This is a genomic window from Hymenobacter pini, from assembly GCF_020421205.1.
GTDB lineage: Bacteria > Bacteroidota > Bacteroidia > Cytophagales > Hymenobacteraceae > Hymenobacter > Hymenobacter pini.
The window spans coordinates 1,191,214-1,215,224 of record NZ_JAIZZH010000001.1; the positions used below are offsets into that span (position 1 = coordinate 1,191,214).

Consider the following 24,011-nt stretch of genomic DNA (forward strand, 5'->3'; position numbering starts at 1 on the left):
CTTTGAGGCAGGCTAACCATCGTTTCCTTGCTGCCACTGCTATTTGCTCTTATACTGAATATTGGGTTGCTGCTACTGCTGTGGGGGTGGCTGGCCCGGGTGCGGCAGTTGCCGGTGGTCGGGCAGTGGGTGCTGCCCACGCTGGCTTTAAAGCTACTGGCTACCGCCTTGTCGATATGGCTGATCAGCGAGGATGCCCGATATTTCATGCTGTGGTCGAACCGGATGACGGACCAATTGTGGCACGCGCCTGGGCAGTGGGTGCATATGCTTGGTCAGGATGAGTTTCGGTGGAAAGGCCGGGCGCTGGTTTTTCATGGCTTTTCCAACACGCTTTTTCTGGTTAAGCTGCTTTCGGCGCTTAATCTGGCCAGCCTTGGTACTGCCTGGTTGAATGGGTATTACCTATCTGTGTGCAGCTTTGTGAGTAGTTGGGAACTGGTGCGACAATTGCGCCTGCGGTGGCCCGAAACCCCGGCTGGCGCGGCGGTTATAGCCTTCCTGTGCTGGCCCACAGCAGTTTACTGGACCTCAGGCCTGACCAAGGAAAGCCTGCTGGTGGGCAGCGGAGCCCTGGTACTGGCCCTGATGATGCACCTGGGCTACGGCGGCGAACAGCGGCGGGGGCGTGCAGTATTGTGTCTGGTGCTGATGGCCGCGCTGCATTTCAAAATGCGCTATTTTTTTGCGGTAGTACTGTTTGGCGTGCTGGCAGGCCTGGCCTTGGTGCTCACGCTGCAACGGCTGGGCACTGCCCGTTCCCGCCTGGGGCAAACCATTGTGATGCTGGGCCTGCTGCTGCTGGGGGCGTGGGCGGCCAGCGAGGTCAGCCCAGTGTTCCGGGCTAATAAGTTTACCTCTCAACTGCAGCGTAACTATACCGAGTTGCTGGCATCCTCCCGGCAGCGCCCCCATCTGGAGTACGAGCATCTGCAGCCCACCACCGAAAGCGTAATCCGGCACATGCCCGAAGCAGTGTTTAATACGCTCTCAAGGCCTTGGCCCTGGGAGGGCGGCACGCTGCTGTACGTAATTGCGGGCCTCGAAAACCTAGTGCTGCTTGCGTTGCTGGCCGTGGCAGTGTGGGCCACGGTGCGGGGGCGGGCGGGCCGGTTGCCGTTTGGCATCGTGCTGGCGTTGGTACTCTACTGCCTTATTCTGGCTACACTGCTGGGGCTCACCACGCCCAACCTCGGCACGCTGAATCGGTACCGGGTAACCTTTCTGCCGTTTCTGGTGTTTCTGGCCCTGCAAAACGATTACGCGGCCCGACTGTTACGGCGGCTAGGATTGTAGCCGTGCCGGCAACAATGGCCGCCTGAAAACTGGTGGGCTACCCGTATCTTTGCACTTTCACTTGCTGAACTCTTACCGGCCGCCCCGCGGCCGTTTTTGCTACCGATGGAAAATCCCGTAATCATCCTGGGCGCGCAAGCCGTTGGCACCGCCGCCCTCGATGCCTTTCAAAGCAACGATGTAGTGGTGTACTGCCTGCTCGACGACAAAGCCGAGCTGCAAAACACCGAGCTGAACGATGTGCCCGTGATGGGCAACACCGACGACAAGGAACTGCTGAAGCTGCTGGGCAAGAAGTGTGAGGTATTCGTGGCTACCGAAGACACGGCCAGCCGCCGCAGCCTCACCAACATGCTGCGCGAGGAGTACACGGTAGCCCCGGTAAATGCTATTCACCAGCGGGCCAGCGTATCGCCGCACGCCTGGTTGGGGCACGGTAACCTCATCGGACCCAATGCCGTGGTGGCCGGCACGGCCAAGCTCGGCGACGGCTGCATGCTGGGGGCCAACGCCGTGGTAGATGTGAAAGCCGAAGTGGGCGACTACGTGCAGCTGGGTGCCGGGGCCATTCTGGGTGTCGAAGTACAGGTAGGGGAGCTGGCCTTCATCGGCCCCGGAGCCGTAGTGGTGGCCGGTGTAAAAGTCGGGGCCAAAGCGCGCGTAGGTGCTGGCTCCGTAGTAGTGGCCGATGTGCCCGCCGGCCAGACGGTGTTCGGAAACCCCGCTCAGAAAGTTTAGAGCCAAGAACGTAGACGTGAGAAACAAGCTCCTTGCAGGTGTTTAAGTTCTCGCGTCTACTAGCTTACTTCTAGTAAAAATGGACTACCTCGTATTACTGTACTACTGCTACACGCCCATCGAAAACCCGGAGCAGTTTCGGGAGGAACACCACCGGCTGTGCCTGGGGCTCAACCTGCTGGGCCGTATTATTGTGGCTGCTGAGGGGCTCAACGGCACAGTTTCGGGCCGGCGTGAGGACTGTGAGGAGTATATGCGCTTGGTAAAGGCCGACCCGCGCTTTGCGGCGTTGGAGTTCAAGGTGGAAGAAGCCCCGGCCCACACTTTCCAGAAGCTGCACGTGCGCGTGAAGCCGGAAATTGTGCACGTAGGCCTGCCCCACATCAAGCCCTACGAGCGCACCGGTATTCACCTGGAACCCCAGGAGTTCCGGGCCATGAAGGACCAAGACGATGTGGTGGTGCTGGACGTACGCTCCGACTACGAGCACAGCTTGGGCCGCTTCAAAAATGCTGTTACGCTGGACATTGAGAATTTCCGTGAGTTCCCGGAGAAGGTGCAGGAGCTGGAGCAGTACCGGGGCAAAAAAATCCTGACCTACTGCACCGGCGGCATCAAGTGTGAGAAAGCCTCGGCTTTCCTGCTGGAGCAGGGTTTTGAGGATGTGTACCAACTGCACGGCGGAATCATTAAGTATGGGCTGGAAGCCGGTGGCGAGGATTTCGACGGCAAGTGCTACGTGTTTGATGGCCGCGTGGCGGTGGATGTAAACAGCGTCAATCCCACCATCATCAGCCGGTGCCATCACTGCCATACGCCTTCCGACCGCATGGTGAACTGCGCCAACCCGCACTGCAACGCCCACGTACCGTTGTGCGAAGCCTGCGCCGAACAGCTGGATGGAGCCTGCTCCACCCCTTGCCAAGCCCACCCCGACAAGCGCCCCTACGACGGCACCGGCACTTACCCGAAGTTGAGCAACCACTACAACCCCGAACAGGGTTTGCTTTCCTACCGCGCCCCGGCCCGGTAAGTATTTGCTGATTGCAAAACCATCATCCTGAGCGCGCAAAGGATCTGGCTGCCTGAAAACTGAGCCTCGTGCAAACGACCAGTTTACGTAGGCGCAGATGCTGGTTCGCTCAGGATGACAAATTTTTGGTCCCGCGCCAACTGCGTTTTTTCCCGTACCATTGCACCTTTTCTTTCCCAAAATTCCCCCGCCATGCCCATCGCCGAATCGGAACTGATCCTGAACAAGGACGGCAGCATCTACCACCTCAACCTACTGCCCGACCACCTTTCCGAAACCATCATTACGGTGGGCGACCCGGAGCGGGTGCCCTCCGTCAGCCAGCATTTCGATTCCATCGAAACCAAAATTCACAAGCGTGAATTTGTGACGCACGTGGGCTACTACAAGGGCAAGCGCATCAGCGTTATCAGCACCGGTATGGGTACCGATAACATCGATATTCTGATGAATGAGCTGGATGCTCTGGTAAACGTGGACTTGGTAACGCGGGAACCTCGCCCCCTGGAGGAGCGCATTAGCCTGCGTATTGTGCGGGTGGGCACCAGCGGCTCTCTGCAGGCCGATATTCCGGTGGGCTCCATGCTAGCCTCGGAGCACGGCGTGGGCCTGGATTCGCTGATGCAGTTTTACCCGTTGGTAGAAACCGGCTTGGAGGTAGAAGTGGCCACCGGCATCCAGCAGGCCCTGCAGTTGCCCTACCGCCCGTATTGCGTGCGAGGCTCCGATTTGCTCCGCGAGCAGATTGGGTTTGACATGGTGAAGGGCAATACGCTCACCTGCCCCGGCTTCTACGGGCCCCAGGGCCGGGTGCTGCGCCTCGATTTGCGCCTGCCCAACCTGATTCAGGAGTTCCAGCAGTTCCGCCACCAGAGCGCTGAGGGCGAGTTCCGCCTCACCAACTTCGAGATGGAAACGGCCGGTTACTACGCCCTGGGCCGCATGCTGGGCCACGAGGTGCTGTCGCTGAACGCCATTGTAGCCAACCGCGCCACCGGCGAGTTTGCCACCAACTCTGAGCAAGTGGTCAACGACCTCATCGTAAAAACCCTGGACCGCCTCTAAGACCACTGATTCCACGGATGTGGAGCCGATTCCACGGATTTTGTGGACGATTTATTAGTCGTCTCATCTGCGCAAAAAAGGCTTGCCATTTGGCAAGCCTTTTTTGCGTGGGTTTGTTTTAGCTGTACACAGCACAGGCGGTAACGAATGCCAAAATCGTCCACAGAATCCGAGGAATCCGCCCCACATCCGTGGAATCAGTGGTCTTAGTAGAAGTCAAAGCTGAGCACGGCCCGCAGAGGTAGCGCAATGCCCGATTTCAGGGTCAGATATTCTTCGTGCAGCGCCCACACAGTAGTGTACACGCGTTTGACAACTCCGTCGGCCGTTTGGAAGTAGATATCGAGCTTGCCGTGGTAGGCGTTGCCCAGCGTGGTGGCTCGTTCGGCATCGTGGCGGCGGCGCTTGATAGCCACAGGGTCCTTTAGAACATCCTGGCTGGAAAAACGCATGGTTGGGATGCTTTCCTTGTCAATGGTTTCAATGGCAGCGTCGGTCGGCTTGAGTTCAGGTATCATCGTCGAAGCAGAAGTTATAGCAGTAAGCAACATGACTTGCCCACAGCTTACGGCAGGCCGGATGGAGGACAGATGAACATTTCCGCCGGCTTGCGGACGCGGAAATGAGCACGGAAACTGAAAGAGTGTACGCAGCAATTCCGCGTAAGGTGTACCTACAATCGTGCCTAAAATACCGCCGACGGACACTGCTGGCAGGGTAAAGCTGATTGCCTCAGAGAGTTAGCCTACAGAAGCTCCGCCAGAAAATTCATAGTGTCCACCCCGTCGGCATAATCCGCCACGCCTGGATGCTGGGCCTGACCAAAGGCTACGCTACCCGGGTACAGTGCCCTCGCCGATACCAAGCACTGCGTTTGGGCCGCCACGTCCGTTAATTGATCCAATAGGTCTACCTCGCTGGTGTAGGCAGCGTAGTGCAGTACCGAAATAGGGGAAACCAACTGGGCGCTTTCCGTAAGGAGCAGGAAGCCGGAGTCGAGGTGGGGTACCCGATTCACCAGCAAAATGCTCTTATTGTAGTCGTAGTTGTTCTGGTAGCGGTTGTGCTCCAGCACGCGGTGCCAGGGCTGCAGGGCATCGAGCAGGGGCGTAAAGTTGTAACCCTGGGGCACGTAGAGCTTGCTTACGTTGCGGCAGCCCAAGCCATAATAGCGGAAAATATCCTCGCCCAACAGGCCCAGGTCGTGGTCGGTTTCCCGGCCGGTGAGAATGGCCAGGCTGGTGCGGTTGCGCCGGATAATGTGCGGCTTCTTGCTGAAGTAATACTCAAAGTACCGGGCCGTGTTGTCGGAGCCGGTGGCAATAAAGGCGTCGGCCGCATTTAGCCGCTCCACCAGCCGGATGTGCTCCGCGAAGCGAGGCTCCAGCTGCGTCAGTTCGTCCAGTGCCCAGCGCATCAGCACCGTATCGTCGGAGCTGAGCTTGGCCAGCAGGATGTGGCCGGAAAGCAGCACGCACAGGGCATCGTGAAACCCAACCAGCGGAATATTACCCGCCATTACCACGCCTACTTGCCGGGGTGTAATAGGCTCGGCCGGGTAGCGGGCGGCCCAGCGGCGCAGCGGTTCCTCGCGGAGCAACTCGGCTACCCCGCCCAACGCGGCCAGCACGTTGGGGCGGTCAAACCAGGGGGTTTGGTTGCGGGCCCGGCTGAACAGGGCAAGCAATGTATCGTCGGGCTCTTGGGCAAGAAGGGCGGAAAGACGGTGGCCCAGGGCCACAAAAGCGGCCAGGCGGTCGGCGTGCTGCATATAAAAAGGGGGGAAGAAGCGTCGGTGGGAGAGAAAAACAACAACGGAGCCGGCAAAATTACTCAACTGTGTACGGCTTATTCCTAATTTTGCCGGGTCGCATCCTGCCAGGGGCTGGTTGCGTACTCTCCCTAAGCAAACTCTTTCTACTCTCTTACCTGAATTCTGCGGCTATGGCCATCATGATAACCGACGAGTGCATCAATTGCGGTGCCTGCGAACCGGAATGCCCGAACACGGCTATTTACGAAGGCGGCGCTGCCTGGCGCTGGGCCGATGGCACCAGCCTAAAAGAAGTGCAGCAGGACGGGGGCAAAGTAGTATCGGGCGTGGCCCCGCAAACGCCCATTTCCGACGAGTACTACTACATTGTATCGGATAAGTGCACGGAGTGCGTAGGCTTCCACGAGGAGCCCCAATGCGCCGCCGTGTGCCCCGTGGACTGCTGCGTGGACGACCCCGACTACCGCGAATCCCAAGACAAGCTGCTGAGCAAAAAGCAGTGGCTACACCAGGAAGCGTAGGTTACAGATTCCTGCACATTAAGACGGATGTATGGGATTTCGTAATTCCTGCATACCAACACAAAAGCCTCCTATTTAGGAGGCTTTTGTGTTGAAGAACATCTGGTGAGGATGGCTAATAGTGGAGCTACGGACCAAAGCGGAGGGTGCGGCCGGCCGCTTGCTCCTGGGCCAGCAGGGCCAAGAACTCCCGGCGGCTGACTTCCTCAGCGCCCAGCGCGGCCAAGTGGGGCGTCAGCTGCTGAATGTCGAGCAGGCGGGCACCCTGTTGGCGCAACGCGTCTGCCAAGGCCAGCAGCGCCAGCTTGGAGGCGTTAGGGCGATGATGAAACATGCTCTCCCCGGCAAAAACGCCCCGCACTGCTACGCCGTAGAGGCCGCCGACTAATTCAGTGCCGTCCCACACCTCCACGCTGTGCGCGTAGCCAGCCTGGTGCAAAGCCGTGTAACCACGTAGCAACTGTGGCGTAATCCAGGTGCCATCCTGGCCGGGGCGGGGTTGTTGCTGGCAGGCGCGCATTACCTGCTCAAATGCCTCATTAAAGCTGATGCGCCACGTAGAGTGCCGCCGGGCCCGCGCCAGGCTGCGACCCACGTGCAGGCGCTCCAGCCACAGAATACCGCGCCGGGGCGGACAAAACCAGGGTAGCACCGGCCAGCCCGGAACCGGCCATGGAAAAATACCGCGGCTGTAAGCGGCCACTAAATTTTCAACGGTGGGTGCCCCGCCCGCCAACACCAATCCATCCAGGGAGTCGTCGGCGGCGGCATCGGGGTTGGCAGGGAAGGGTAGGAGCATGGGCATCAGGTGCCGCAGTTGAAATACTTATCGTAAGCAGACTCGGGGATGAGCCGTAGCTGGCTGAGAACTTTAATGGGCCAGCGGAGCCGCCGGATGAGGCTGTAATTGTTGGGGTAGTCGCGGAAAGTTTTGGGCGGAGCCACTACAATTTCCTCAAACTCCTGCCGGCTCAGGCCCAGCCGCTTGATACATAGGCTAATCACCTTTTCGTCTTCGATGCTATTCACGTGCTGCACCCGCTCCAGCGCCACCGCCCGCGGCATTTGCCCCGAGCGCACCAGGGCCGAGTAATTAAACAGCCGCCGGTCGATGCCGAATTTGGTGCGATTGAGGTAGTAAATGACGCTCTGGTACAGGTCGTCGAAGTAGTGAGCACCGGGGTTTACCCAACTCAACTCCCGGGCCAGGAGCTCGTCCACCTCAGCGCGCACGTAGTTCACGTGGTAGAGCAGCGTGATGGTTTTGATGCGGCGGATGAAAGCGTAGTAAAACATTTCCCGAATGTCCAGGTGGAAGCCCGGGTCGTCGGGTTTCCAGGGGCGGAGCGGCACGGTGCCAAACTTTTGGTGCACGGCTTTCAGGTACTTGCCATCCAGGTAATTCCAGCTAAGCGGGGCAATGCCCTCTGTGCGGAACGACTGCCCGATAACAATGCGCTGAATGCCTTCCTTGGCCGCCACGCCGTACAGGGCTGTGGCAATGCCTACATCGGTGCCCTCCTCCATATCGGGCACGGAGGCCTTCAGGAAGGCAATTTTGAGGTCTTTCGATTCGCGCCAGTCGGAGGTGATAGTGCGCATTTCTACGCCCAGCTTTCGGCAAGCCTTGGTCATGTTCTCACCGGCTACGGGGTTGCCAAAGCCGTCGTTGAAGTGCACCGCCAACGGGCGCAGGCCCAGCTTCACTACGCAGTACCACAGGGTAAACGATGAGTCACGGCCTCCGCTCACACCCAGTACGCAGTCGTATTTCCGGCCTCGGCCCAGGCGCTTCATGTCAGCCACCATGGCCTGCACGTGGCGGGCACCGGCTTCGCCCAACGGGAAAGCCCGGTCCATCCGGTCGTGCAGCGCACAGAAATTACACTGCCCGCTACTGTCAAACTGAATACCGGGCACGGTGGTATCCATGATGCAGCGGGTACATTGTTGGTAAAGTTGCTTCATAGCAAAAGTGTGGCGGAGAGGAGCAGGCGTAGTTTGCGGGGGCACAAGATACGGAACAGCTAGCCGGGTAGCCGGTCAAACGCAAACCCTTTGCGGCCGAGCATCTGGCCAATCTGGGTACCTTGCTCGGCCCGGACTGGCCGCTGCAGGTCGGCCACAAGCAGCTCGCCGGCAAACTCATTGAATACGCCCTGGGCCCGAATACCGGTAGCGTCCACGGCCAGGGAGCAGCCCACGCTCTTCTTGCCCTCATAGGGGCCGCCCACAATGTAGCCCACGGAGGTAGTGCCTACCACCACTACGTTATAGAGCTGGGCCAGAATGGAATACGGCTTCACCCATTTTTCCTGGTAGGGGTCGTGCTCCTCCGTGATAGAGTAGTCCACCGTCCAGGATGAAGGCGAGAGAATAAACTCGGCCCCCATGCGGGCCAGCGTGTGGCCGATGGGCAGCCCATCCAGGAAGTTATCGGCGCAGATGTTCACGCCAATTTTACCCAGGGGTGTATCCACTACATTCAGTGTTTGGCCTACCGCATAAAAGGGTAGCTCAACCTCCAGTAGGTTAATCTTGTGGTACTTACAAATGATATGGCCCTCCGGATTAATAAGGATGGCCGCGTTGTAGTTACGGCCATCGGGTGCGCGCTCGGTGAGGCCCGCGCAGATATACACGCCGTGTTGCACGGCCGCCTGGCAGAGCCGGTCGGAGTAGAGGCCGGGGATGGGCTGGGCCTCGGTGAGGGCGCTGGGGTGCGTCCAGGCAAAATCCAGCGTTTCGGGCAGTAGCACTACATTGCACGCTTGGCTGGCGGCCTGGGCAATCATACGCTCGGCCCGCTCCAGGTTCCGCTCCGGCTCCCCTCCTTCTACCAGCAGCTGGCCCATGCCCACGCGGAGCGAGCCGGCAAAAACTGGCGTTGCAGCAGGAGCAGTTACTTTCTTCTCGGCACTAGGTGTTGGTGCAGGCCGCTCTGCTGAGGATTTACGAAAGGAAAATAAGGGCATAAGATCAGCGCAGCACGAATGGAAAGGTAGGGGAGAGTAGCAGCCGATACCGGCCAGAGCGGAGCCACTAACAAGAAGCAGTGGTTGAGGTTCAAAAATAAGGAATGCCTGGGTTGCCGCTAGTGCGCAGCTGTTAAATAACCAGCGGAGCCTTCGGGGCGGACCAGAATCTGTTGCACCTATTCAATTTCCAGCCCCCGCCCGAAATGCCTACTTTTGCAGCCATATCTGAACTGACTTTCCCGCCGATGTCCATCGCCAAGACCTATACGCCCGCCGATGTTGAAACCAAATGGTATCAGCGCTGGCAGGAGCAGGGCTTTTTCAAGGCCAAAGCCAACCCGCGCAAACAGCCCTATACTGTAGTAATTCCGCCGCCCAACGTGACGGGCGTGCTGCACATGGGCCACATGCTCAATAATACCATTCAGGATGTGCTGGTGCGTCGGGCCCGTATGCAGGGCAAGGAAGCCTGCTGGGTACCCGGTACCGACCACGCCTCCATTGCTACCGAGGCCAAGGTAGTGGCGCTGCTGAAAGAACAGGGTATTGAGAAAAAGGACCTGACCCGGGAGCAATTTCTGGAGCACGCTTTTGCCTGGAAGGAAAAGTACGGCGGCATCATTCTGGAGCAACTTAAGCAACTGGGGGCCAGCTGCGACTGGGACCGGACGCGCTTCACCATGGAGCCCGAACTGACCGAGGCCGTACTCCGCGTGTTCGTGGATTTGTATCAGAAGGGCTTGATTTACCGCGGCGTACGCATGGTAAACTGGGACCCGCAGGGCCAAACTGCCTTGTCCGACGAGGAAGTAATTCCGAAGGATGTAATGGCCAAAATGTATCATTTGAAGTATGAAGTAGTGAGTAATGAGTATTTAGATCCTGCCCAACAGCAAGGGGAAGAAGCTCAATACTCAGTACCAACTACTCAATACTTAACGGTAGCCACCTCGCGCCCCGAAACCATCATGGCCGACGTGGCCGTGGCCGTAAACCCCAACGACCCGCGCTACACCCACCTGCACGGCGCCAAGGTGCGGATTCCGCTGCTGGGCCGGGAAATTCCGGTAATTCTGGACGAGTACGTGAGCATTGACTTCGGGACGGGCGCGCTGAAAGTAACGCCGGCCCACGACCTAAACGACTACGAGCTGGGTCTGAAGCACAACCTGCCAGTTATTGACATTCTCAACAACGACGGTACGCTCAACGAAAAAGCGGTGCTATATGTGGGCCAGGACCGGTTTGCGGCCCGCCGCAACATTGTGAAGGACCTAGAGGACGCCGGCCACCTGGTGAAGGTGGAGGAGTACGCCAGCATCGTGCAGACCTCGGAGCGCACCAAGGCCGTTATTGAGCCCCGCCTGAGCATGCAGTGGTTCCTGAAAATGGAGCACCTGGCTAAGCCCGCGCTGGAAGTGGTGGAAAATGACACCGTGAAGCTGCACCCCGCCAAATTCAAAAACACCTACCGGGTGTGGATGGAGAACGTGCGCGACTGGTGCATTTCACGGCAGCTGTGGTGGGGTCAGCAGATTCCGGCCTACTACCTGCCTGATGGCTCCCACGTGGTAGCCCTCACGCCGGAGGAAGCGCTGGTGCAGGCCCGCACGCACACCGGCAACGACGACCTGCAACTCTCCGACCTGCGTCAGGACGAGGACGTGCTGGATACGTGGTTTTCGTCGTGGCTGTGGCCGATTTCGGTATTCGACGGCTTCAAAGACCCGGATAATGCCGACGTCAACTATTTCTACCCCACCAACGACCTAGTAACCGGTCCGGACATCCTGTTCTTCTGGGTGGCCCGCATGATTATGGCGGGCTTGGAGTACCGCCGCGAGGTGCCCTTCCGCAACGTGTATCTCACGGGCATCGTGCGCGACTCTCAGGGGCGCAAGATGAGCAAGCAGCTGGGCAACTCGCCCGATCCGCTCGACCTCATTGCCCAGTTTGGGGCCGATGGGGTGCGGACTGGCATGCTGTTCTCGGCCCCGGCCGGCAACGACCTGCTCTACGACGAAAAGCTGGTGGAGCAGGGCCGCAACTTCTGCAACAAACTCTGGAACGCCTTCCGCCTCATCAGCGGCTGGGAGGTAGACGCTGCATTGCCCTTCGCCAACGAGAAGCCGGTAGAGTGGTTCTCGGCCCGCCTGCAGGCTGCCGTGGCGGAGCTGGATGAGCACTTCGAGAAGTTCCGGATTTCGGATGCCCTCATGACGGTGTACAAGCTGGTGTGGGACGACTTCTGCTCGGTGTACCTGGAAATGGTGAAGCCCGCCTACCAGGCCCCCATTGATGCCGAAACCCTGCGCCACACCACCGGCTTCCTGGAAACCCTGCTGAAGCTGCTGCATCCCTTCATGCCCTTCATCACCGAGGAGCTGTGGCACGCCCTGAAGGAGCGCGGGCCCAAAGACTACGTGTGCGTAGCCGCCTGGCCCAAGCTGCAGCCGGTAGCCGGAGCTGCCGAGGTGCTCAGCCGCATGGAAAAGGCGCTGGACATCGTGGCTGGCATCCGGAACATTCGTAACCAGAAGGGCCTGGGCCCCAACAAGCCCCTGACGCTGGCTGCCAAAACCGACGACGCCCAACTGTTGCAGGACTACGACGCCGTAATCCGCAAGCTGGCCGCCCTCACTGAGGTATCGGTGGTGACGGAAGCGCCGGCAGCTTCGGTGGGCTTCGTGTCGGGTGGCTCGGAGTTCTTCGTGCCCCTGGAGGGGCAGATTGACCTGGGCGCGGAAAAGGAACGCCTCAACAAAGAGCTGGAATATGCCCAGGGCTTCCGCGACTCGGTGCTGAAAAAGCTGGCCAACGAGAAGTTCGTGGCCAATGCCAAGCCCGACCTGGTAGAGCGGGAGCGGCAGAAGCTGGCCGACGCTGAAGCCAAGATTACTGCCCTGGAGCAGAGCCTGGCCGCGCTGTAAGCCGCACCATCCTGTAGAGACGCGACACTTCGCGTCTCCCGTCCGAACGACCCGCATTGCTCGGCATCGTTCAGCGAGGAGACGCGAAGTGTCGCGTTTCCGCATTCCAGGCAATGACTTTGCAGAATGCTGGGAGTAATTTCTGCCATTTTTCAAACGCTGCCGCAGCCCTTCGCAAATTCCCCGTTTCTTTAGAGCACATTCACCCTTAGTTTGTTGCCCTATGAAACCACTATACACTTGGCTCACGGGCGCGGGCCTGCTGCTAAGCGGCGCGCTGCACGCCCAAAGTTCTTCTCCTACCATGCCCAAACCGCCCGTTGCCGCCATCAAGGCCAAGGAGCTAAAGTCGCCCTTCGGTACCCGCACCGATAACTACTACTGGCTGAATGAGCGGGAAAACCCGCAGGTAATCAGCTACCTGAACGCCGAAAACGCCTACTTCGAGCAGCAGATGGCCCCGGCCAAGGCGCTGGAAGAAAAGCTGTTCCAGGAAATTAAAGGTCGGATTCAGGAAAAGGATGAGTCGGTGCCGTACCGGGAAAATGGGTATTACTACTATACCCGTTTTGAGCCGGGTGCCGAGTACCCCATTTACTGCCGTAAGAAAGGCAGCCTGAGTGCGCCCGAGGAAATTTTGCTGAATGCCAACGAGTTGGGCAAAGGCAAATCCTACTACCAGATTGGGGGCTTCGAGGTGAGTGACGACAACCAGGTGCTGGCCTACTCCGAGGATGTGGTGAGCCGCCGCCTATATACACTGCGCTTCCGCAACCTCAAAACCGGCCAGCTCTACCCCGAGCAAATCACCAACACCAGTGGCAACGCCGTGTGGGCCGCCGACAACAAAACCGTTTTCTACACCAAGAAGGACCCCAACACCCTCCTCGATTACCAGCTCTACCGCCACACCCTGGGCACCGACCCCAGTAAGGACCAGCTGGTGTACGAAGAGAAGGATAACACCTACCGCATCGGCGTGCACCGCTCCAAGTCGCGGCAGTACGTGTTTCTGACCATCGGCAGCACTATGTCGTCGGAAACGCGCTACCTGGATGCCCGCCGGCCCACGGAGGCGCTAAAGGTGTTTTTGCCGCGGGAGGCCGACCACCTGTATGAGGTAGAGCACTTCGGCAATGACTTTTACGTGCGCTCCAACGCCGGGGCGCCCAACTTCCGGCTGCTGAAAACGCCCGTGACTAACACGGCTAAAACCGCTTGGCAGGAGGTCATTGCTCACCGCCCCGACGTGTTCCTGGAAAACATGGAGCTGTTCAAGGATTACCTGGTGCTGGGCGAGCGGAAGGAAGGGCTACTGCAGCTGCGCGTAATCCGGTGGAAGGACAAGCAGGAGCACTACCTCAACTTCGGGGAGCCCGCCTACACCGCTGGCATCAGCATCAACCCCGAGTTTGATACGCCGGTGCTGCGCTACAGCTACTCCTCGCTCACCACGCCCAACTCCACCTACGACTACGATATGGCCACCCGCAGCAAAAAGCTGCTGAAGGAGCAGGCCGTACTGGGCGGCTTCAAAAAGGAGGATTACGTGACCGAGCGGGTGTACGCCACCGCCGCCGACGGCACCAAAATTCCGGTGTCCATTGTGTACAAAAAGGGCTTTAAGAGGGACGGTACGGCCCCGGTGCTGCAGTACGCCTACGGCTCCTACGGCTACTCCACCAACCCTACTTTTAGCTCCGCCCGTCTGAGCCTGCTGGATCGGGGCTTCGCCTACGTGATTTGCCACATCCGTGGGGGCCAGGAAATGGGCCGGCAGTGGTACGAAAACGGTAAAAAACTCAAGAAGAAAAACACCTTCACCGATTTCACCGACTGCTCCAAATTCCTCATCGACCAAAAGTATACGTCGGCTGACAAGCTGTTTGCCATGGGCGGCTCGGCCGGGGGCTTGCTGATGGGCGCGGTAGTGAACAACCACCCCGAGTACTACAAGGGCGTGGTAGCCGCCGTGCCCTTCGTGGACGTGGTGACCACCATGCTGGACGAAAGTATTCCGCTGACCACCGGCGAATATGACGAGTGGGGCAACCCCAACCAAAAGGAGTTTTACGACTACATGCTTTCGTACTCGCCCTACGACCAGGTGAAGGCCCAGGCGTACCCGAACATGCTCGTGACTACCGGCCTGCACGACTCTCAGGTGCAGTACTTTGAGCCGGCCAAGTGGGTAGCCAAGCTCCGCACACTGAAAACCGACAACAACCTGCTGCTGCTTCACACCGATATGGCTGCCGGCCACGGCGGGGCCTCCGGCCGTTTCAAGTCTATCCACGACACGGCTCAACAGTTCGCCTTCATGCTGATGCTGCTGGGCGTGAAAGCCTAGCACAAGTAGCGCGCAGCTCCGCTTCGCATACGAGTCACAGGCGGGTTGCCACGCGCAAGCACCACCCGCCCGATACTCGCTTCGCTCGTGCGCGAAGCGGAGCTGCGCGCTACTTTACGCCCCTCCGGCTTCCAGAGGGGCGTTTTGCATTGACGGCCGGCCAGAAACCCAACAAATATTCGGGCATTGGTGCCACCTCGAGGGCAAAGTTGCGTCTGTGGCTGCGGTTACCCGGTATTCGTCCGATCTTTTTTCGGGCTCCGCCGCAGAAATCAGCCGGTTGGTCGGCTTCGTTTCCGGGGTGGGGCCATGGAAGATAGGTTTGTATCGATACGTGGCTTACTGGCTCCGGCGGGCCAGCAGCCCGCCGGATGATAGACGCTTCCCCTCTTGTTCATGAAAAAGTACTTCCTCCCAATTCTTCTTCTTTCCGGCAGCCACGCGGTGCTGGCCCAAATGCCTGGTGGCACGCCGCCAAGCGGGGCCGCTCGTCCGGCTGGCGCAACCCGGCCGGCTGGTGCTGGCGGGACGGCCATGGCCCCGCAGGAAGGAGCGGGCCGCATTACCGGCACCGTTACCGATGCCACCTCCAAGCAGCCCGTGCCCTTTGCCACGGTGGCTTTGGTGAACCCCGCCACCGGCAAGCCCGTGGACGGCACCGCCGCCGACGACAACGGCAAATTCACCATTGCCCGCATTGTGCCCGGCACCTACACCGTGCAGATTACCTTCATCGGCTACAAGCAGGTGGAGAAAACCGGCGTAGTGATTACCGAAGGCGGCAACACGGTAGCCCTGGGCACGGTGGCCCTGGAGTCGTCGGCGCAGGCGCTGGGTGAAGTGCGGGTAGAAGGCCAGCGCAGCCTAGTGGAGGAGAAGGTGGACCGCACCGTGTACAACGCCGAAAAGGACGAAACCACCCGCGGCGGCGACGCCACCGACGTGCTCAAGCGCGTGCCCAACCTCTCGGTGGACCTGGATGGCAATGTGCAGCTGCGCGGCAGCAGCAACATCCGGGTGCTCATCAACAACCGGCCCAGCACCATTTCGGCCAACAGCATTGCTGATGCGCTGAAGCAGATTCCGGCCGACCAGATTAAGACGGTGGAGGTGATTACCTCGCCCTCGGCCAAGTACGATGCCGAAGGCTCGGGCGGTATCATCAACATTGTCACCAAGCAGAACAACCTGCAGGGCTTCACGCTGGACCTGCGCAGCAGCGCCGGCCTGCGCAGCTCCGACTTGGGCCTGAACGCCTCGTACCGCTCCGGCAAGATGGGCTTCTCGCTGGGAGGCGGAGGCCGCGCCCAGTACAACACGCCCGGCTCGTTCCGCAACGACCAGACGACCTACTCCATCAACGGCACCGACGTGGCCAACCGCCAGCTGCTGAGCCGCACCCTGCAAACCGCCGATACGCGCCAGCAGAACGTGTTCGGGCGCTACTCGTTGGGCTGGGACTACGACATCAACAAGTACAACTTCCTCTCGGCCTCGGTGCAGCTGGGCCTGCGCAACGGCACCAACTACCAGGACGACCAGACCTCGCAAACCACGTTCTACAATGGGCTGCCTTCCCGCTACTCGGTGCGCGACATCAAAGTGCTGGACAACTCCAATACCCTGGACGCCACGCTGAACTACACGCGCACATTTGAAACCCCGCAGCGGGAATTGAGCCTGCTGGGCCAGTACAGCCGCAACACCCGCACCAACAACTTCACCAACACCACCCAGGAAGGCGACGGGGCCGGTAACTACCTGCGCAACCTCAACGACAGCTACAACCAGGAAGTAACCCTGCAGCTCGATTACCAGACGCCCTTGAGCAAAACCCAGTTGCTGGAGTTTGGCGCTAAGGACATCATGCGGAAGGTGAACAGTGACTACGCCACTTTCCTGAATGGCCAGCAGCAGGTGGGCACCAGCCTCTCTAACGTCTTCGACTACAACCAGAACGTGGCGGCCGGCTACGCCAGCTACACGCTGGGCTTCCTCAAAAGCTACACCCTGAAAGCCGGGGTCCGCTACGAGTACACCACCATCGACGCGAACTTCCGGACGGAGAATGCGCCGTCTATTCCGTCGTACGGGGTGCTGGTGCCCAGCCTGAACATCTCCAAGAAGCTGGCCAATGGCAACATGCTGAAAGCGGCCTACAACCGCCGCATCCAGCGCCCCTCGTTGCAGTTCCTGAACCCGAACCGGCAGATTCCGAACCAGCTGAGCGTAATTCAGGGTAACCCCGAGCTGCGGCCCGAGTACACCAACAACTTTGAGCTGGGCTACAACACGTTCATCAAGCAAACTACGCTCAACTTCACGGCCTTTGCCCGCAACACCACGGGCTCCATTCAGGCCATCCGCACGCCCAACGGCGACACCATTACCACCACGTACGCCAACATTGGTACCGAAAATGCCTACGGAGCCAGCGTGAATGCCAACGTAAACATCCAGAACAAGCTCACGCTGGGCGGCGGTTTGGACGTGTTCTATGCCACGCTCAACAACAATGTGAGCAATCCGCTGTACGCTGCCAGCAACCAAGGCTGGGTGGCCAGCGGCCGCCTGATGGGCGGCTACACATTTGCCAAAGGCTGGGGCATTCAGGCGTTCAGCTTCTACCGGGGCCGGCAAGTGCAGCTGCAGGGCTACCAAGGCGGCTTTGGGGTGTATAGCGTGGGGTTGAAGAAGGACTTTGCCGACAAGAAAGGCAGCATTGGCTTCGGGGCCGACAACTTCTTCACGCCCACCAACAAAATCCGCAACTCCATCAGCACGCCCGCCCTCGACCAGTACAGCGTAAACGTGCTGCGTCGCTCAGGCTTCCGCGTGAACCTGAGCTACCGCATTGGCAAGATGAGCATGGCTCAGCCCAAGCGTCGCCGCTCCGTGAACAACGACGACCTGAAAGACGGCGGCAACTCCGATGGCGGTAACGGTGCCGGTGCCACGCCCGCCCAGGGCGCCAGCGGCGGCCGTCCGTAGAAACGCCGTTGCAATAGCACTGTTGTCTGAAAAAGGCCTTCCGGGTTGCGGAAGGCCTTTTTTATTGCCAAATACCGGAAACATCTAATGGCCGGTGCGGCTTTATAAGGCATGACACCTTCCCAAGATGCGCCCCAACCCTTTAACGCCAATCAGATAACCCGCCTCATCCGGAGCCGCCGGAGTATGCAGCCCGTGCTGTTTGATGCCGGCCGCGAGGTACCGGAAGCGGTGGTGCTGGAGTTACTTGAAAACGCCACTTGGGCCCCTACGCACAAGCGGACCGAGCCCTGGCATTTTGTGGTATTTGCCGGAGAAGGCCGTCAGCGCCTCGCCGATTTTCAAACCAACTTGTACCGGGCCACGGCCGGCGTAAACGTGGTGGAGAGCAAGCTGGAGAAGCTGCGGAGCAATCCGATACTTAGCTCGCACGTAATTGCCATTGGCCTGAAACGCAATGCCGAGGTGCCGGAGGTAGAAGAGGTGGCCGCCGTGGCCTGCGCCGTGCAAAACCTGCACCTCACGGCCGCTGCCCATGGCTTGGCTGGTTTCTGGAGCAGCGGCGGGGTTACGTACCACCCCGAGGCCAAACCCTTCTTTGGCCTGGGCCCCGACGACCGGTTACTAGGTTTCTTCTACCTGGGCTACCCCAAGCCCGGAGCCACCGCCCGCAGCACCCGTCGCCCGTTGGCCGAAAAGGTAACCTGGGTGCGGGGGTAAACCGAGCATCCTTAAGGGCGCGGGGAGAAGCTGGTTTTTGGGGTGATAAGCTCTGCAGTGCTTGAATACGCGCTGGCCGGCAACAGGCGCAGGAGCAGGGATAAGCCACTCTCGCCGAGCTGCGTGAGAATATCAGCCGAGAAGCCGCACCAATACACCGTAGTGCCAAGGGTGCGGGCGTGGTTGTCGGCCCAGAGCAACGCGCGCTGCCCTTGGTACGAAATCCGCGCTAGGTGTTGGCAGTCAACCCAGAGCTGGCGGCCAGCCAGGGTCGGCAGTTGCAGGAAGGCGTCATGCAGCAACTGGATGTCAGCCTCCGAACAGCAGTTGCCGCGCAGGCTAATGCCCGCAAACCGGGGCGTAATGCTAGGTTGAATCGACAACGAGGGCATAGCACAGAACAGAGTCAGGGGGTGATTAACTGTCTGATGAACTGAAAGGTAAAGCTACAAGCCCTGCGTCCGGTCCGGCTGCGTTGTTGTACGGATTTAGGGTCCGTATATTCCCCTAAAAGCACGCTGAGTATTTCCTGATAGAAGCTTGAGGCTACTACCCCACAGGTGTTCCAACCCACATGCCCAGCAGCACTACAGCCCTGCTACCGTCCAAAAACACCGGGGTAGCAGGTCTGCTGCGGTAATGCGTAGAAGTACGCGGGCTCAGCGACGAACCTGCAGGCTATCCGGCACGGCGCGGCCCCGGGTGGCCTGGGTGAGCTGGTTCTGTAGCTGAAAATTTACTTGTTCACAATCATTGAAGCGTTTCTGCGCCATTTCCAGGGCCGCTTCGGTAGTGCGCAGGCGCTGATACAAAAACAGGATAAGCCCAAGCGCCAGCAGCAGCGCCATCAGAGGCAAGGCTTTGTTCATAAGCAAGAGAAAATACCCGCGGAAAGCAGGCCATGAAAGCACAAAAATACGCCATTGGCCGCGCAATCCGCACATAAAAAAAGCTCTACCGGAACCCGGCAGAGCCTTTTTCATATACACTAAGCACTAAATGCTGGTATTGGGGTCGAACTGCTCGAGGTAGTCGGCCACGCGCCGCACGAACATGCCACCCAGCGAGCCATCCACCACGCGGTGGTCGTAGCTGTGTGAGAGGAACATGAAGTGGCGCACGCCAATCAGGTCGCCCTGCGGGGTTTCAATAACGGCGGGCTTCTTCTTGATGGCCCCCACGGCCATAATGGCCACCTGCGGCTGCATGATGATGGGCGTGCCCATCACGTTGCCGAATGAGCCCACGTTGCTGAGCGTGTACGTGCCACCTTCCAGGTCTTCGGGCTTCAGCTTGTTGGCCCGGGCCCGGTTGGCCAAGTCATTTACCTTCTTGGTCAGGCCGTTCAGGTTCAGCTGGTCGGCGTTGTGAATTACGGGCACAATGAGGTTGCCGGAGGGCAGCGCCACGGCCACGCCTACGTTGATGTCGCGCTTCTTGATGATGTAGTCCCCATCAACCGATACGTTGATGTTGGGGAAATCCTGAATGGCGCGGGCAATGGCCTGCACGAAGATGGGCGTAAAGGTGAGGTTTTCGCCTTCGCGCTTCTTGTAGGCATCCTTGTGCTTGTTGCGCCAGTTCACAATGTCCGTCACGTCGGCCTCCACGAAGGAAGTAACGTGGGGCGAAATCCGCTTGCTGTCCACCATGCGCTGGGCAATCATCTTGCGCATGCGGTCCATTTCCAACAGCTCCTGGTTGCCGCTCACCGACGGGGCGGGCTTGGTAGCGGGGGCAGCCGGTGCGGCGGCGGGTTGCGCCGGGGCCACGGGAGCCGGAGCGGCCGGTGCTGCTGCTGCTGCCGGAGCAGGTGCAGCCGCCGGAGTTTCCGGGGCGGCTTGCGTAGCCAGGGGCTGCTTGCCGGCGGCTACGTAGTCGAGAATATCTTTCTTGGTAACGCGGCCTTCGCTGCCGGTGCCGGGCAGGTACTCCAGGTCGGCCATGCTGATGCCTTCTTCGCGGGCAATGCTCAGCACCAAGGGCGAGTAGAAGCGGCCCGCCTGCGGTTGCGCAGCGGCCTGCGGTGCCTGGGCAGCCGGCACGAAGGGTACCTCGGCGGGGGCAGTGGCAGCACCGTTGATGGCCGGAGCCGGAGCCTCAGCAGCGGCGGTAGCAGTAGCTGGAGCCGAGGTGGAAGCCGCGGCTGCATCCGTTTCAATTACCGCAATGGGAGCACCTACGGCCACTACCTGACCTTCCTGAACCAGAATTTCCTGGAGTACGCCGGCGTGTAGGGCAGGTACTTCGGTGTCCACTTTATCGGTGGCTACTTCCAGCACCGATTCATCCTGTTCAATGGAGTCGCCTACTTGTTTGAGCCATTTCAGGACGGTGCCTTCCATGATGGATTCGCCCATCTTGGGCATCGTCATTTCCACTCGTGCCATGCGGTTGGGGGTCGTTTGGGAAAAAGGGTGGGGTGGGGTTTGGAGCCCCAAAGGTAAGTGAAATGGTGAATGAGGTAGATAGGGGTGGAAAGAAGTCAACGGTAGAAAGTAAAAAGCCAACTGTGCTAGCTGTTTGGCTGTGCGTTTTACTTCCTCTTCCTGACTTTTACGCTCGTCCTACTTCCAGCCGGAGCAGGTTCAGGGCCGCCGTGGTAGTGTACTCCAGGTTAAGCTGTCGGCCACGGTTGAAGCTGAGCTGGCGGGTGATGGTGTGGTGGGCATCGGCGTAGGCAATGCAGATGGTGCCCACGGGTTTGGTGGGCGTGCCGCCATCGGGCCCGGCAATGCCACTGGTAGCCAGGGCTACATCCACGCCCAGCCGGCGGCGTAGGCCCTCGGCCATCTCGCCCACGGCAGCTTCGCTTACCGCTCCGTGCGCGGCCAGCGTTTCGGCCTTTACACCCAGCTCCCGCATTTTGAGGTCGTTGGAGTAGGCAATGATGCTGCCCTGGTAGTAGCGGGAGCTGCCCGGCACGCTGGTAATGCGCTGGGCCAGCAGGCCGCCCGTGCAGCTTTCGGCCGTACCTACCGTGAAGCCCCGCTCCGCCAGCAACGTGCCCACGGCAGTTTCCAGGTTTACTTCGCCTTCCGCAAAAATATGCTCGCCCAGCAGGGTGCGCAGCTCCGGTAGCAGAGCTTCCATGCGGGGGCGCAGCTCGGGCTGGCCATCGTCGTAGCCAGTGAGGCGGAGGCGCACCCCGCCCAGCGAGGGGAGGTACGCCAGCTTGACATTGGCGGGCAGGCGGTTTTCCCAGTCCTCGATGCGCTGGGCCAGAAACGACTCACCCAGGCCTACAGTTTGCACTACCACGTGCTCAATAGCGGGCGTCTGGAAGTGTTGCCGGAGCCGGGGCAGCACCTCGTCAGTCATCAAGCCTTTCATCTCAAACGGCACGCCTGGCATACTCACAAACACGGTGCCCCGGTCCTCAAACCACATGCCTGGAGCCGTGCCCAGGGCGTTGTGTAGCACGGTGCAGCTGGCCGGCACCATTGCCTGCTGGCGGTTTACCTCCAACATGGGGCGGTTGAAGCGGGCAAAAATGCCTTCTACGTGGCGCAACGTGGGCTCGTGCAGCACCAGCTCCGAGTTGAAATACCGGGCCAGTACGTGCTTGGTCAGGTCATCTTTGGTGGGGCCCAGGCCACCGGTCATGAGCACTACCTGAGCGCGCTGGCGGGCCAGGTCCAGGGCCTGCACAATCTCATCGGCCCTATCCGACACGCTGGTAATCTGCCGCACGCGCAGCCCCAGCTTGCCCAACTCCTGTCCCATAAAGGCCGAGTTAGTATCAATGACCTGCCCGTAGAGCAGTTCATCGCCAATTGTCATGATTTCAACGTCCGGTATGAGGGGCATGGGGCGGTTAGTTAGGAGGAATGCTGGATTTGGCGCAATATTGGCACCTCGCCCGCTAACAACGCCATTTCGGCTTTCAGGTTTTTCTACCGCTTTCATTCATGACTCCCCTTCGCACGCTGGTTCTGGGTTTTTCCCTCGTAGTAGTTTCCGCGCAGCTCGCCACTGCCCAAACCAAAACCACTACTAAAAAGACAACGACCACCACCAAAAAGACTACGACGGCCAAGAAAGCCACGCCGGTCAAAAAAACGGCCACTACCACCAAAACGGCTACCAAAACCACCACTCCGGCGCCGGTGGTAGTGCCACTCACGGCGGAGGAAGCCACTACCGGCTTGCGTGAGGCCCTCACGCAGGGCGTAACCAAGGCCGTAGCCGAAGCTGGTGCCACGGATGGCTTCAACGGCAACGCCGATATCCGGATTCCGTTTCCGCCCGAAGCCGAGCTGGTAGCCGTAACCCTGCGGAAGCTGAAAGCCGGGGCGCTGGTTGATAATTTTGAAGTGGCCCTGAACCGGGCTGCCGAAACGGCCGCTGCCCAGGCTAAACCAGTGTTTCTGAATGCCGTGCAAAACCTGAGTCTGCAGGATGCCCTCACGCTGGCCGCCAGCCGCGAATCGGATGCGGCTACCACGCTGCTTTACGAGAAATCGTCTGCCGACCTACGCACCGCGTTCCAACCCACCGTGCAGCAGGCCCTGGACCAGACTGGTGCCACGCGCCTGTACGCCGAGATGGTAGCCCGCTACAACAAAATTCCGCTGGTTACCCCACTCAACCCCCAGCTGGTGCCCTACGCCACGGAGAAAACGGTTGACGGCCTGTTTGCCCTTATTGCTGCCGAAGAAGGCCGGATTCGGCAAAACCCGGCGGGCCAGGGCAGCGCTATTCTCAAGCGCGTGTTCGTGAAATAAGGGAGTGCTGCGCGTTGAAGGAAATAAATCAACGCGCAGCAGCAAACTTGGTCTGGTTTCTGCAAACTGCCGCTGGGGCCCTTTCCATCACCCCGCAACTGCCATGAAGTACCGTCATTTCTTTGCTCTATCGGCCGTGCTGCTGGGTGTGCAGCTCTCCGCCGCTGCCCAGATTAAGCTGCCCAAACTGGGCGATATTCTTCGCACTACTACCTCCACCACTACTACCACCAAAACGGGCAGTACCGGCAGTCTGAGCCAGGACGAAGCGGCGCGGGGACTGAAAGAGGCCCTGACGCAGGGTATCAGCAAAGGAGCCGACCAGGCCTCGCAGCAGGATGGCTTCTACCTGAACCGCCTGATTCGGATTCCGTTTCCGCCCGATGCCCAGCGCGTGGCTACCACCCTGCGCTCCATTGGGCTAGGCGCACAGGTAGATAAGTTTGAGCTAACGCTGAACCGCGGCGCCGAGGATGCGGCCAAAAGCGCCAAGCCCATCTTTCTGTCGGCTATCAAGAGCCTCACGTTTAAAGACGTGTGGGGAATCCTGACTGGCGAGAAGGATGCAGCTACCAACTACCTCAAGCGCACCACCACCGAGCAGCTCACTACCGCTTTCAAGCCCATCATGCAGCGCAGCCTCGACCAAGTAGGTGCGACCCGCTACTACACCGACCTGACTACCCGCTACAACCGCATTCCGCTGGTAAAGCCCGTGCAAACTGACCTCAACCAGTACGCCACCGGCAAAGCCATTGACGGGCTGTTCACGCTGGTAGCGCAGGAGGAGGCCAACATCCGCGAAAACCCCGTGGCCCGTACCACTGAACTGCTTCGCCGCGTGTTTGGCCGCAAGTAAGCACATACCGCAAGTCCCGTTCTCAATAC

The 24,011-nt window shown here is 59.6% G+C and carries 20 protein-coding genes; 11 read left to right on the forward strand and 9 right to left on the reverse strand.

What is annotated here, in order from left to right; all coding sequences use genetic code 11:
* Window positions 1–27 precede the first annotated feature (27 nt).
* The 4 genes from LF252_RS04970 to LF252_RS04985 all read left to right on the forward strand — a co-directional run bounded on the left by LF252_RS04970 (window position 28) and on the right by LF252_RS04985 (window position 4,132).
* Complete coding sequence (locus LF252_RS04970) at window positions 28–1,296, forward strand: hypothetical protein (protein ID WP_226268286.1); 1,269 nt, start codon at window positions 28–30, stop codon at window positions 1,294–1,296.
* A 105-nt stretch (window positions 1,297–1,401) separates the two neighbouring features.
* The gene (locus tag LF252_RS04975; RefSeq protein WP_226268296.1) at window positions 1,402–2,034 is read left to right on the forward strand and encodes a NeuD/PglB/VioB family sugar acetyltransferase; all 633 of its coding nucleotides are present in this window, start codon (window positions 1,402–1,404) and stop codon (window positions 2,032–2,034) included.
* A gap of 79 nt (window positions 2,035–2,113) precedes the next feature.
* Window positions 2,114–3,067, forward strand: a complete 954-nt coding sequence (gene trhO, locus LF252_RS04980; RefSeq protein WP_226268298.1) for an oxygen-dependent tRNA uridine(34) hydroxylase TrhO — start codon at window positions 2,114–2,116, stop codon at window positions 3,065–3,067.
* Window positions 3,068–3,259: 192 nt separating this feature from the next.
* Entirely contained in the window at window positions 3,260–4,132 is an 873-nt protein-coding gene (locus LF252_RS04985; protein WP_226268301.1) for a nucleoside phosphorylase, read from the forward strand.
* A 206-nt stretch (window positions 4,133–4,338) separates the two neighbouring features.
* Here the strand turns inward: LF252_RS04985 and LF252_RS04990 are convergent, their stop codons facing one another.
* Complete coding sequence (locus tag LF252_RS04990; RefSeq protein ID WP_226268303.1) at window positions 4,339–4,650, reverse strand: hypothetical protein; 312 nt, start codon at window positions 4,648–4,650, stop codon at window positions 4,339–4,341.
* A gap of 227 nt (window positions 4,651–4,877) precedes the next feature.
* The gene (locus tag LF252_RS04995) at window positions 4,878–5,903 is read right to left on the reverse strand and encodes an acyl-CoA reductase (RefSeq protein WP_226268305.1); all 1,026 of its coding nucleotides are present in this window, start codon (window positions 5,901–5,903) and stop codon (window positions 4,878–4,880) included.
* Between the two features lie 173 nt (window positions 5,904–6,076).
* Here LF252_RS04995 and LF252_RS05000 point away from each other — a divergent pair, with 173 nt between their 5' ends.
* On the forward strand, window positions 6,077–6,427 hold the full coding sequence (locus LF252_RS05000) for a 4Fe-4S dicluster domain-containing protein (RefSeq protein ID WP_125424013.1): 351 nt from the start codon (window positions 6,077–6,079) through the stop codon (window positions 6,425–6,427).
* A gap of 127 nt (window positions 6,428–6,554) precedes the next feature.
* Here LF252_RS05000 and aat read toward each other — a convergent pair whose 3' ends face one another.
* The 3 genes from aat to LF252_RS05015 are packed head-to-tail and all read right to left on the reverse strand — an operon-like array spanning window position 6,555 to window position 9,402.
* The gene (aat, locus tag LF252_RS05005; RefSeq protein ID WP_226268306.1) at window positions 6,555–7,226 is read right to left on the reverse strand and encodes a leucyl/phenylalanyl-tRNA--protein transferase; all 672 of its coding nucleotides are present in this window, start codon (window positions 7,224–7,226) and stop codon (window positions 6,555–6,557) included.
* Window positions 7,227–7,231: 5 nt separating this feature from the next.
* Window positions 7,232–8,395, reverse strand: a complete 1,164-nt coding sequence (locus tag LF252_RS05010) for an N-acetyl sugar amidotransferase (protein WP_226268308.1) — start codon at window positions 8,393–8,395, stop codon at window positions 7,232–7,234.
* A gap of 59 nt (window positions 8,396–8,454) precedes the next feature.
* Entirely contained in the window at window positions 8,455–9,402 is a 948-nt protein-coding gene (locus LF252_RS05015; protein ID WP_226268311.1) for a carbon-nitrogen hydrolase family protein, read from the reverse strand.
* 248 nt (window positions 9,403–9,650) lie between these two features.
* Here LF252_RS05015 and LF252_RS05020 point away from each other — a divergent pair, with 248 nt between their 5' ends.
* The 4 genes from LF252_RS05020 (at window position 9,651) to LF252_RS05035 (ending at window position 18,396) form a co-directional block, all read left to right on the forward strand.
* Window positions 9,651–12,335 carry a valine--tRNA ligase gene (locus tag LF252_RS05020; protein WP_226268312.1) on the forward strand — a complete coding sequence of 895 codons (2,685 nt, stop codon included), beginning with the start codon at window positions 9,651–9,653 and terminating at the stop codon, window positions 12,333–12,335.
* A 304-nt stretch (window positions 12,336–12,639) separates the two neighbouring features.
* Complete coding sequence (locus LF252_RS05025; protein ID WP_226268711.1) at window positions 12,640–14,685, forward strand: S9 family peptidase; 2,046 nt, start codon at window positions 12,640–12,642, stop codon at window positions 14,683–14,685.
* A 396-nt stretch (window positions 14,686–15,081) separates the two neighbouring features.
* Window positions 15,082–17,676, forward strand: coding sequence for a TonB-dependent receptor domain-containing protein (locus LF252_RS05030; protein ID WP_226268314.1), 2,595 nt, complete (start codon window positions 15,082–15,084; stop codon window positions 17,674–17,676).
* Between the two features lie 111 nt (window positions 17,677–17,787).
* Window positions 17,788–18,396 carry a nitroreductase family protein gene (locus LF252_RS05035; protein ID WP_226268316.1) on the forward strand — a complete coding sequence of 203 codons (609 nt, stop codon included), beginning with the start codon at window positions 17,788–17,790 and terminating at the stop codon, window positions 18,394–18,396.
* An 11-nt stretch (window positions 18,397–18,407) separates the two neighbouring features.
* Here the strand turns inward: LF252_RS05035 and LF252_RS05040 are convergent, their stop codons facing one another.
* The 4 genes from LF252_RS05040 to LF252_RS05055 all read right to left on the reverse strand — a co-directional run bounded on the left by LF252_RS05040 (window position 18,408) and on the right by LF252_RS05055 (window position 22,206).
* Entirely contained in the window at window positions 18,408–18,788 is a 381-nt protein-coding gene (locus LF252_RS05040) for a hypothetical protein (RefSeq protein WP_226268318.1), read from the reverse strand.
* A 267-nt stretch (window positions 18,789–19,055) separates the two neighbouring features.
* The gene (locus LF252_RS05045; RefSeq protein WP_226268320.1) at window positions 19,056–19,265 is read right to left on the reverse strand and encodes a hypothetical protein; all 210 of its coding nucleotides are present in this window, start codon (window positions 19,263–19,265) and stop codon (window positions 19,056–19,058) included.
* A gap of 126 nt (window positions 19,266–19,391) precedes the next feature.
* Window positions 19,392–20,786 carry a dihydrolipoamide acetyltransferase family protein gene (locus tag LF252_RS05050; protein WP_226268322.1) on the reverse strand — a complete coding sequence of 465 codons (1,395 nt, stop codon included), beginning with the start codon at window positions 20,784–20,786 and terminating at the stop codon, window positions 19,392–19,394.
* 166 nt (window positions 20,787–20,952) lie between these two features.
* Entirely contained in the window at window positions 20,953–22,206 is a 1,254-nt protein-coding gene (locus LF252_RS05055) for a competence/damage-inducible protein A (protein ID WP_226268324.1), read from the reverse strand.
* A 101-nt stretch (window positions 22,207–22,307) separates the two neighbouring features.
* Between LF252_RS05055 and LF252_RS05060 the strand changes: the two genes are divergently transcribed.
* Together LF252_RS05060 and LF252_RS05065 are read left to right on the forward strand one after the other, a co-directional pair.
* On the forward strand, window positions 22,308–23,123 hold the full coding sequence (locus LF252_RS05060; RefSeq protein WP_226268326.1) for a DUF4197 domain-containing protein: 816 nt from the start codon (window positions 22,308–22,310) through the stop codon (window positions 23,121–23,123).
* A gap of 103 nt (window positions 23,124–23,226) precedes the next feature.
* Window positions 23,227–23,982 carry a DUF4197 domain-containing protein gene (locus LF252_RS05065; protein ID WP_226268327.1) on the forward strand — a complete coding sequence of 252 codons (756 nt, stop codon included), beginning with the start codon at window positions 23,227–23,229 and terminating at the stop codon, window positions 23,980–23,982.
* Window positions 23,983–24,011: the final 29 nt, after the last annotated feature.